The sequence below is a fragment of the Candidatus Hydrogenedentota bacterium genome, assembly GCA_016791475.1.
GTDB lineage: Bacteria > Hydrogenedentota > Hydrogenedentia > Hydrogenedentales > JAEUWI01 > JAEUWI01.
Genome location: JAEUWI010000005.1, coordinates 63,445 through 75,979, shown reverse-complemented (window position 1 = coordinate 75,979; position 12,535 = coordinate 63,445). Strand labels below are relative to the sequence as shown.

1 protein-coding gene is annotated in these 12,535 nt (G+C 61.6%); it reads left to right on the top strand.

From position 1 onward, the window contains the following. Window positions 1-100 precede the first annotated feature (100 nt). Complete coding sequence (locus tag JNK74_04060) at window positions 101-12,451, top strand: PKD domain-containing protein (protein ID MBL7645348.1); 12,351 nt, start codon at window positions 101-103, stop codon at window positions 12,449-12,451. Window positions 12,452-12,535 lie beyond the last annotated feature (84 nt).

Below are 12,535 nucleotides of genomic sequence, written 5' to 3'. Positions count from 1 at the left end.
ACGGGCCCGGGTGCTACCCTCTACATTCAATCGAAGTTTTACCCCCATGGCACCGCGCTGTGAGGGGAAGTCTTATTTTCCGCCGGAGGAGAGTTCAAACGTGAGCAAGATGCACGGCGCCTTGGCAGGCTTAACCCTAACGGGTCTATTGGTATTCGGGGTATCGGTGTGGCAGTACGACGGCCCCGGCGCCGTGGAGGCGACCGGCAACCCGGCGGCCACCGCGGTGGCCACGGTAGCCACGCCGCAGCGCGTCCCCGAACCCGCGCAGAATCCGTCGCCCGAAAACCAGGCGGCCCTCTCCCCGGAAACGGAGACAAGCGAACCCGCGCTGATCATAGAGCCGATACGCGCCGCAGGGAAGAATCCCAACCTGCCGGAAATCAATCTCTCGGTGGAGCAGGCGCCGTCGGAGCTGCCCGGTACACCGGAGATCAAGCTGGCGGCAGGCGCGTCGGCGCTCGCGCTGGCGGAATTCACCACCGCCGGCGCCACGGGCGACGAGAAGCAGGTAAACTGCGCGGACGTGGTCCACATTGTTGCCGTGTCGCCCGCATCACGTCCGGCTCCTGCGGAATTCACCTTCAGCAATAATTCCACCCTGAATGGATCGACCGACCTTACCGGTCTCATCGCCGTGAATTGGCGGATTGAAAGCCAGGAGTTGGACGATCTCAACCAGCCGGTATTCGCCCAGCAGGTACCTGTCAGCGCCACGCTGAACAATGGGGAATTGCGCACCAACGGGGATCAGGGAATTCTGCCCCTTGAAGAGGGTATCTACAACGTTGGCATCCAGCTTGTGTTCGAGAACAACGTGCTTTGCCCGCCCAATGGCTTCAACTTCGTGGCCACGGCCGTGGCCACGGCCGCCGGCGAAACCCCGCCTGCGGCGACGCTCGAAATCGAGTCTGTTGTAGGGGCGAACGACAATGCGGGCCTACTACCACTGAACAACTGGGTTCCGCTGTTTCGCTTCAACATGAACTATGGCGAAGATGCCTACGCACCGCGGGCTCTGACCAACCTCCAGTTCCGCGTAACTCGCGAATTGCACCCGGATGATGAACCCTACCCCACCTCCATTAACCCCGAAGAATCGGATTTTCTTGAGTTCGCCATCTTCCGCGATTCCGGAGACGGCGGTCCGGACGGTGTCTGGGATGGCATAGATTTTGAAAACCCGAGTTTTGACCCGACCTCGCCCATGATTACGTGGGATGCTCACGGCTTTCCGTACGAGATGCCCGTGTGGGCTGGTTCGAATAATTTCGGGGGCAATCTGGTTGCGGGTCCGAATGGCCGCAACTACCGGATCAACGACAATTACTACGACCTGAACTTTGTGTTTGACCCGAACGATCCGGGCTATCTTCCCAACAGCCCCTTCCTGGACTTCCCCGCGATAACCGGGAGCAACCCGAAGTTTCCGTTCAACGAGTGGCCCATAACGGGGCCATCGCCGGACAATGGCTACTTGGTCATGGTACGCCTCTCCAGTGAATGGACCTCGGGAACCTCACTCGGAGTGATTGTGTATGGGGCACGTATGCAGCCTTACTCCGACAACGCGGCCTATGACGAGGGCCAGGAAGTCGGCTCCCGCCCGATAGGCTCGGACGGAGCGCTGCTCGACAACCTTCCGGACTTCACGGAAGGCCCCATTTCCGAGGAAGTGGGCTATTCCGCCAGCTTCGAAGTGTGGGACCAGTCCGGCTGGGATGACTTCTTTGCTGAACCTGGTGATCGTTCCTACAACCGCTCGGCCCATTCCATCAACATGTATACGCCCTATGGCGAACAGGTCCGCCCCCGATGGGACGTGGGCGACAGCATCGTCAACGCGGTGACGGGTGAATGGCTGGATCTTCGTGAACTGTTCGCGATTGAAACGTGGGTGCCGATCGTCGCTATTAACGCCCATGCGACCCAGTTCGGCTTTATAGAGCCGCAGGACCGTGTGGGCCTGCGCGAGGTCAATCTCGTCGTGACCGACGTCGGCGGCGATCCCTTTGGCCCCCCCGGAAACGGTGGATTCGATCCGACCGAAGGCTTGGAGACCCTCACCGCCACCAGCGGTCCGAGTCCCTCAAGTGCGCGCAACGTGGACTACGCCTTCAACGGTGTGTGGGTCTACGAAGACGCAAATGGAAACGGCCTCCTGGACGTTCCCGCCAACACGGGAACGGTCGGTGTGTCCTTTACCGATCATCCGATGGAGCCCTTTGACTTCGGCGCGGCTGAAGCTGTCGAGCCCGGTCTACTGGAATGGGAATACGTGCCCTTCCCCCCCGGCGGTGGCGATCCCTGGTGGAAACTCCGCATGACCCTGGCCGGCATTGACCGTCAGGGTGCCTTTGGCAACCCCGACGACGGCGCGGTCGAATCGATCCCGGATCCCTACGCGCCGACCGAACGTCCCCGTGCGGACTACTTTGTAACGATGCGCGCAGACAGTGGATTCACGGACATCTCCGGCGTGCCGGGCGATGGTACCGGACTCGCGATCGGCGCCGATATGCGGGCCTTTATCGAGCCCCGTCGCTGGCAGACCGGTCGCCCCGGCTCCACTTCTTCCGCGCCGGTGGAGAATGGTCACTGGGACGGCGGTATCTGGTTCGACAGCCAGGTGAATGTGCTTAACACACCCTCCGGCGACGTGATCGACCCGAACGGCCTGACCAGTTTTGCCAACACCCCGAATTACGTCCAGGACGACGTTCGCGTGGACTATATCTGTCCGCCGGATGTATACCCCTGCCCGACCCTCAGCGATACCTTTGACGTGGAGCCCTGGTGGCCCGAACGCTACACTGATCGCAACACCGCCAAACCACAGCGCAGCGGCTTCGAGGTACACGATTTGGTGCTGACCTACAGCACGTCGAACCTGTACGCCAAAGAGACCTTTATCCAGATCGGACAGGCGGGCTTCCTGGGTGAGACCGATTGGTTCACCTCGCCCTTCCCGAGCTTCTTGAATCAGCAGATTCGCTCTCATGACAGCCTCTGGCTGGATCCGGCCTTGGCGGGCGCCGATCTGATCACCGGCGACTTCGATGGCAGCTCCCTGACAAGCTTGGGCATACTGGAATCGCGCTTCGACGAATACCATAGCCCCGGAGGTTTCCCGGATATTACGGACGGCATTGAATCGACCGGTCACTCAGTGCTGAGCGCCACGGGATTGCTGGCGGACGACACCCTGACTTCTTCCCAGTACGCCTTTGAGACCGTGCCCTTCAAGCTGGCGGGCGACGCCGTGGACGCGCAATTGAACGATCCGCGTTCGGTATTCTTCCCCAATCCTCCGCAGCAGCCCACGCTGCCGCGTTATGAAAACTGGCCGATCTTCAGCGATGGATTTGTGAATGCCGGCAACTCGGGTGAAGTGTACCTTCAGTCCGAAGGCGCCATGGCGAACGAGAACTATCGCAATCCCACGTCGCCGAATTCCGAATTCACCTACTCCGACGACGTCTACGTCTTCGAGGCGAATGACGCCCAGTACGGCGCGATCGGCGACGTCGCGGGCATGTGGCTCGTTGACGAGAACGGCGCTCGCTGCCGCATTGTAAGCAACGCGGGCAACGCGCTGACTCTCGAAGACGGTCACCTTCTGCTACTCGACCGATTCAGGACCACCGGCCAGGAACTGACCATCCGCGAGCACCCGACCGGTGTGCCGGTTAATCAGCGCGTTCGTCGCGGCAAGTGGATGATCGTAAACGATACCTTGGTTCGGGGCGAGTATCCCGGTGTGAGCAACTGGCCGGCCGGTCTTGATCGCGATGTTCTTCCCGCCGATCAGGGCGTTCGCGCCGCGCGCTGGCTCAAGCAGTATGCCTCGTACAATTCCCAGCCGACCGCAATGCTGGGTGTAAACCTGGTGGGGGCGGACGACCTGAACGTCAACAGTTTCCCGAATCTGTCGGTGAACGCCTTGACGGTAGCCTTCTGGGGCCCGGAATTCACCTCCCTCGATCTGGCGGGTCTGGACGAAGACGGCACCCTCTTTACGTCGGGCGTCCTGGTGTACGAAGACAACGGAAACGGTGTTTTTGACGGGCCCGCGATCACCGAAGGTACCTCCAACCCAGGTTTCATTGACCGTATCGTACCGGTGGAACCCGGCAGCCTTCAGTGGAGTGTGGAACCGGAGCCGATTAATCTCTATGGCAAACTGGACCCCAACACGGGGGCATATGCCGCCGACGACCTCAGCGGTGACGGGATCGTCTTCCTGGGAGACCAGTACGACGAAGCCGAAGTCGCGGCTTTCCGCGCCACCTTGTCTGCGGGGGATCAGGCCCGCTTTGACGGTCTCAGTGACCGCGCCTGGGTGCTGACATTCGAACTGGCGGAACTGTGGAACGTACCCCAGTCCGACATCCGCAGCGGTGCACCCAACGGTTCCGTCGGTGGGACGGATGATACCGGCACCGATACCGGTGGCGACGCGGGAGGTGACACCGGCGGCGACTCGGGCGACGATGACGGTCGAAAGGCCAGCGTAGCCGGCAAGTCGGCAGACAAGGATTTTGTCAGCAACTGGCCCAGCTTCTGGGCGAGCCAGCCGACGCTTCTGGATCTAAGTCTGCCCCAGACCAAGGCCCTTACTCCGGGTGGCAATCAGGGCGACGACCTCTTTGTGGTCATTCGAACCTCCGATACAATCAGTGCCTTCGAAGAATTTCGCGCGGTCATTCCCGCGCGGCTGCCCGCCCGCACCCCCGCCGCCGAGCAGATCGCCGGCATCGAAATCTCGCCCCGGACCTATCCGAGCGTCGGTTCCTTCGAAAAGGTTCACCCCGACGAAGGAACGTATGACTTCTTCAGACACGACATGCTCGCGATCGATGTGCCGGCGCGGATTATTTCCACCGGCCTGAACGGACCCTCCGTGCCGTCGACCTTCCCGGCCACGATCGAGCCCGGCAGCCTGCCGGCGGCCGTGCTCGGCATCGACGCGTCGGCCAACCGTCGCGAGAACCTCATCGCAAGCGGCGCAACCGGTACCGCCGGGCCGAATACATTCACCGCGACTGGCTTCGCGGGCACTGCGGAAAACGTCGGGGATTGGCTCATTGCCATGTACGAGGACAACGACGACAACGGCGACAGTCGCATCGAGCCTGACCGGATCGAGGCGTATGAAATCACCGGAGTCAACGGCGCCACCCTCACCCTTCGCGCGGGCGTGCCCGCCAATGGCAGCGCGTGGATGATCGTACGCAATCCGTCCTTCCTGGAACAGGTGATTGTGGAATTTTATGACACAGGAAACGACGGTGACTTCGATATTCAACGCGACCTGCTACCACTGGCAACGGAAGATCCGCTTAATGATCTTATAAGCGGCGTCTCCCTTTATCGCGACAACGATATGCACCCGAACAACACGAACGGCGTGTACGATCCGCCTTTCCTGAATCCAGACACGGGCGATATGGAGTATATCGACCTTCCGCTGACTTTGGATGATGAACCGAAGTTCATCGGGCAGGTCGGTGAGCCGGAACGCCAGGTGAAGTTTGTCTTCTCATCGCCCGGTACCGACGATCTGACCGGTCGGGAATCGGTGCCTTATGCGTCGCAGCCGCGACTCCGCCAGGTCATTCCTCAGAGCTTCGGCCTGGCCAACAGCGATCCGGAGTTCGGCTCCGACTTCTTCGTGGTTGTTCGCAGTTCGCGCAACATGAGTCTCGGCGATGATTTTCGCGCGGCCATCGTTTCGTGGGGTCCGAATACTCCTTCCGAACCCGATCCCGACAACTTCAGCCCGGATCTGGGTGGCACGAGCGGTCAGCGCGAAGACGAATTCGACATCTTCTCCGAATTCCCGTGGGGCGCCCGTGGCCTCGGCTTCATTACCTTCTTCAAGGAGCGCCCGGAAGTCCGCTACTGGACCTACAACAAGGACCGCAACCGCGTCGAGCCGACGACGGAAGAGGATCACAGTCAGGACGACCGCAACGTGCGTCACTGGATTCGAACCAACCCGAACGTCTCTGGCCGAACGGGCGTAATCACGTCCAGCGAAGCGCCAGAAGTGGACTTTACGATTGATCGCCATCGCCAGACCGTGGGCGAGCCGGTCATCTTTACGATGTGCACCACGGGTACGGTGACCAAAATCGTATGGCAATTTGGCGATGGTACAACTCTGGAAAATGGCGATCCTACCCCAAACGCGCCTGATCCAGCGAACCCCTCCCAGACATGCTATGATCAGGAGTACACGTATACAGACGAGGGAACCTACACCGTATCTGTCACGGTGACCGACGCGAATGGCGTGGAAGACACGGTCACTCGGGTGAACGTAATCGAGATCGTGGAGTATCCCTTCGCGGACGCGATTGCGACGCCGCTGGACGGTTTCATCACCCCGGATCCGGAAGGGGTCCTGGCCGACGGTCTGGACGTGGTGTTCACGAACCTGAGTGAGACGGGGCCGGACTACGAGGCGATTGCCTTCGCCTGGAACTTCGGCGACGGATCCTCTTCGGACGAAGAAAATCCGGAACACCGCTATCTCGCGCCGGGCGACTACACGATCACGCTTCAGGTGACCTTCCGCGACCGGGTGTCGGGCGAAGAGATCACCCGCAGCATCGAACTGACCAACTATATCCGCGTACGTCCCTGCACGGGTGCGGGCTGCGCCGGCGGCGAGGGCGAGGGTGAAGGCGAAGGCGAAGGTGAAGGCGAGGGTGAAGGCGAAGGCGAAGGCGAGGGAGAAGAGCCCACGGCGAGCTTTGAAGTGACCAACTTGATCCGCGACGGAGAAGGCCTCCTTCCCCTCACGGACTGGGTCCCCGTGCTCAATGTGGTTCTGAGCACCGACGAAGAGACTCCGGCCCAGCGCATTCTGCGCAGCCTGGTCTACCAGATCCACGGCAGCGACGTTGCGTCGGCCGATCTGGGCTACATCAACGCGGGTGGTCCCCAGCCTTCGGACCTCCTCGAGTTCGGTATCTTCTACGAGAACTTCTCCGACGACGATGAGGACAATAATAACCTCAACGTGGAGAACGACTTCCTGATGGCCACGTGGGACGCGTCCGGCGGCGGCATCGCCACGCTCGACACGACCGGTGGCAACCTGACCTATACCCTCGACTTCGTGGGTACGGGCACGCCGGAAGATCCGGAAGTACTGGTCCCCGCTGGACCCACCGGCGACAACACGATCGACGGCAACTCCTTCATCATCGCGGTGCGCACCTCGGCGACCTGGCGCTCCCAGCTCACGCTGGCGACCACCGTGCTGGATGCGGAAATGATCGTGCCGGATGAAACCGGCAGCATACCGACGGACGCCGAGGGTGCGCCCATTGACGATTACACGCCAAACTTCCTCGACGGAGAAATCCTGGAAGAAGACCCGGCCTATTCGTCCAGCTTCGGCGTCTATGACGCGCGCGGTTCGAACGATGGCGCGCTGGACGCCCCGAATATCAATTCCTGGGCGAATCCCATCTTCTACCAGATCCCGACGGCCGAATTTACCCGGCCCCGGTGGAACACGCCGGATCGCATCCTCAGTGTGCTGGGCGGCGAGACCCTGGAAATGCGGCGCCTGGTCGCGGTCGAGGAATGGGTCAACGTACTCAACATCAACATCCATTCGACCGCCTCGGAGCACTTTGACTTCTTCGATCCGGAGACGGGCGGCGTTCGCCTTACCGACGGTGACGAAGATCAAGAGCAGCCGGTTATCCAGCAGATCAACCTGATCATGACGGATATCGGCGCCGATCCCTTCGGTACCCCCGGCAACGGCGGGTTCGATCCGCGTGTCGGCCTGAACAACCAGTCGCTGAGTATCCCGGAGACGGGCAACGATGAAATCGCCATAGCGCCGGATCTCACCTTCAGTGGCGCCTGGCTCTGGGTGGACGAGAACAACAACGCGGTCTTCGATCCGCCCACCGCGAATGCGGACGGCGTTGGTGTGACCTACAACGGCGACTATCCCATGGAGCCGCTGTACGCCGCCGACTTGGAATGGGAATACATCCCCTTCCCGCCCGGAGGTGGTGATCCGTGGTGGAAGCTCAGTCTGAATCACGGCTTCGAACGCCGCAACGGCGCCGATGGTGTCGGTCGTATCGAGGCTGTTCCGGACGCGAACTTCACGATTGAAGATCCGGATACGGACCTGCCGACCAGCGAAAGCAGCCCGGACTACTTCGTGGTAATCCGCACGGACAGTGGATTCAAGGATGTGTCGCAGGGTCTGGCCGACGGCCAGGGGATCCAGCCGGGCGCCGATTTCCGCGCCTTCGTGGAGCCGCGCCGTTACGACACGACCAACCAGACCTTCGAAGGCGGTATTTATGTCAGCAGCATGATTCCGGCCCTCGGCCCGGTGGCGGGCGAAGGCAACCAGGTCTACACGCTGTGGCAGGATGACTCCCGCTGGGGCTTCGACGAGCCCTGGTGGAACGAGCGGACCATGAACGCGAAGTCCGCCAAGCCGATCCGCGTCGGCCTGGATGTGCACGATCTGCAGATGACCTACGGGACCAACTCGGAGTACGCGCGCTTCTCGGACATCTTCTTCTCGATACCCTTCGGTTCTTCGATCTGCTATGGTTTCTCCTCGGAGGAAACCAGCCAGACCTACTTTGACCGTTGGATGGATCCCTTTGGTATCCAGCAGACGCGTTTCGAGAACCTCCACGGGATCGACGTGCAACGGGCGACCTTCTTCTTCACGCTGACCTTCGATATCGGCGGTCAGTCGGAGGTAATCAATACGGCGCCGGACGATATCGATCGCCAGTATCCCTTCGAAACCGCGCCCTTCGGCTCGGGCGAGCCGTCGGACATCCCCCGCTCGTCCGCCATCGCGCAGCTTCCGTTGCAGCCCACGCTGCCGGACTATGCGTCCTGGCCGCAGGAGTTGATACCCGGACAGTATCCGCACTTGTCGGACTGGAACGACGAGGATGCGAAAGCCCGTATTCTGGCTCAGCGTACGGACATCAACAACAACCACACCCCGGTGATTGGCATCAACGCCGTCGGCACCGCGGACGCGGCCGTGAATGCGTCTTCGGAGACCTTCATCTCCGAAATCAACCTGGCCTTCTGGGGTCCGGACTTCGATCCGTCGGATCTCTATCCGCTGGATCAGGCCGGCATCAATCTGGATTCCGGCGTTCTGCTCTGGCAGGACAGCGACACCGGCCAGTCGGGCATTCTGTCCGGCGGCACCTATCTGAATGAGTCGGACTTCCGTTCGTACTCCGATGGCGGCGCGTTCCTGAGCACGGAAGAAATCGTGCCCCTGAACAACGCCAAGTGGTCGTCCGCGCCCGAGTTCGTCGACCTCGACGGCAACGGCACGCCGGACGACATGAACGGCGACGAACTGATCGACGATGTGGACAAGGCCTGGGTGCTGAAGATGAATCTGGCGTCCCTGTGGCCCGTGCCGCACAACGATGAGGAAGGCACAACCTTCGACATCGACTATGTGTTCGTCTGCGAAGGCTTCTCGGGCGGTGGCACCGGCTCGGGCGGCGGCGGTGGCGGCGGCGGCGGCGGCGGCGGTAGCGACGGCGTAACGGACGATCTCGTGTATATCCATCACGGCGCAGGCAGCCAGTGGCTGACCAGCGGCGGTCTGAACGACGCCCTTGTGGAGAAGGAATACATCGACGAGCGCAACGACATCCGCGAGCTCTCCGATGTATCCGCGGACTCGGGTCGTCCCGATTCGATGGAGCCCACGCCGGGTAACTATACCGACATCCGTCACTGGCTCTTGTGGTTCAATGACTACTTCGATGGAATCCGCGAGCGCGACACCGCGAACGGTTTCAACCGGATCGTCATGTTCAGCAGCGATGCCTTCACGAACCAGTTGGAGGGCGCGGGTACCGCGCCGGGCAACCCCTTCAGCGAAGCGATGACGCTGGAGAACTACAAGGCCGTATTCCAGCATCCGGACGGCGCCGGCAGCGGCAGCATCTACACCGACGGCTCCGGCGAGGTCTATGAACCCCTCGAAGCTATCTTCGAAGCCAATCCGGACATGCTCTTCGTCGTGGTGACGGCACCGCCGCTCCCCGCCGGGCAGACCACGGATTCGGAGGCTGATCTGGCGCGCGAATGGGCGGACTGGCTCGTGGATACGTGGCAGCCGGCCTATGAAGCACGCAACCCCAACCTGAACAACGTGGTGGTCTTCGACTGGTTCGACTTCCTGGCCCGTCCGACCAGCGCCGGCGCCGGTCTGCGCCACCGCCTGAAAGAAGAGTACGAACGGAGCGGCAGCACCCTGCCGAATACCCAGGCTCTGCTGGACTCCACGGAGTACTTCGTGAGCGGCACGGACGAGGAAGACAGCGTCCTTGATATCGCGGTGGATGAGTTCCCCGAGATCGACTTCACCCTGCCCGAGAAGTTCCGTCTCGAGCTCGGCAAGGGCGGCCAGCTCGCCGCCAAGGCGCTGGATCTGGAAGCGGCCCAGCCCGGTGACGAACTCTTCGTGACGGTGAAGTTGTCCGAAGACGCGAGCGCCAACGAGCAATTCCGCGTGGTGATTCCGGCGTCGCTGCCGGGCCGCGCGGAGGGCCAGCGCGACGCGGGTATCCGCTTCGTGCCCACGGGCCAGGCGAGTGCGGGCGCGCTTACGAAGAGCAGTCCGGAAGAAGATCCGGTGCAGGACTTCGTGGGTCACGACGTGGTGACGACCAACGTGCCGCTGAAGATCAAAGATCTCACGAGCCTGACCTCGACGCTGAATATCGGTGGCGCGCCCGTGGCGACCATCGGCCTGGATGCGTCGACCAACCAGGCCGACGGCGTGCGGGCGGAAGGCTCGACGGGTCTGGGTACCGAGGGCGTGTTCACCGTGGCCGGCGCGAGCTGGACTGCGAACACCTTTGTCGGAGACTACCTGATAGACTCGCGCTACGAGGCCTATGAGATCACCGGCAACTCGGCAACCGCGCTGACGCTGCTGAGTGGCGAGCCGCGGGACGGCGCGTGGAAGATCGTTCAGAATCCGACCTTCCTCGAACAGGTGGTGGTCGAGTTCTATAACGAATCGAACAGCGCCGACTTCGACGTGGTGACCGATCTACTGCCGATGAACCTTGACCAGCGCCTGAGTGGCGTGGCGATTTACCGGGACAACGATTTCAATCCGGAGAACCGCAACGGCCACTTCGATCCCGCGATCGATATCCCGCTCAGCCTGGATGGCGCACCCCAGTTGTCCGGAATCTCCGGCGACGCGCCGCAGGTGAAGTTCGCCTTCTCCCTGCCGGGTACCGGATTCAATGGCGACAACGTGAGCAAGCTGCCGCGCAACCGCCAGTGGGTCCCCGCATCCTGGGACGGCGAGAATGCCGAGTCCGACTTCTTCATCGTGGTCCGGGCGTCGGAAGGCATGCAAGTGGACGACAACTTCCGCATGGGCATCGTTTCGTGGGGTCCGAACACCCCGACGGAACCGGATCCCTATGTGTTCTTCCGCCTGACCGGCGCGGAACGGGAAGACTACAAGAAGTTCCAGGAATTCCCGTGGGGTAACCGCGGTGTGGGCTTCGTGTCCATCTTCAAGGACGAACAGGTTCGGTACTTCATGAACGGGAACAAGCCGGGCGCGAAAGTGGACAACAGCGGCTTCAACTGGGTGCGCACGCACTCGAACCAGAAGAAGCGCTCGGGTATCCTCACCGCGCGGAAGGAGCCCACGGGCCCGACCTCGGTTGTGATCAACTCGGCGTCCACCACGGAACTGCCGGCCCAGACGCTGGAGAGCAACCCCTTCACCTTCGTGATCTACGGTTCGGGCTTCGGCACGAAGCCGGAAGTGATCCTGACGGGTTACAACGTGACCGTGAACCAGGCGACGGACACCAGCATCTCGGTGACCATCACGACGCGTGCGGAAGATGCGCCCCAGGCGCCCATCATCCTGATTGTCCGCAACAGCGATACGGGCAAGGAGGCCAGTCGCTCCAATCTCTTCACGCTGGTGAACGGCACGGGCGACGTGGCTCCGGTCATCACGCGCGTGTCGCCGGCGAAGGCCAAGAAGTCGGACTTCCCGGTGAAGGTCATCGGTTCGAACTTCGGAGCCCGTGAGGACATGATCGTTCGCTTTGGCGAAACGTTGATGACGATCCTCGCGGTCAACAGCGAGGGTACGGAAATCAGCGTGGGCTACCCGACCGGTGGCTTTGCCGAAGTGGATGTGATGAGCGTAACGGTTGCGAACGATACGAACGGCACGGAAGCGATCAAGCTGAACGCCTTCGAGTTTGTCAGCGACCCCGTGGCCAAGCCGAACATCGGACCCTTCAGTTGCGGTCCGAATGGCGGCGGTACCTCTTCGCCGCTGGGTGATGTGGTGCTCTTGTCGCTGGTCTTCGCGGGCCTGGCCTTCGGCGTACGGCGCAAAAGCGCCCGGAGCCGCGTGTAGGAACATGAGGCCGCGCGTTTCGGCGCGCGGCCATTTGAATACATTCGATCAGTAGATTTCAGCCCCTCGGGGAAGGAAGTAGCT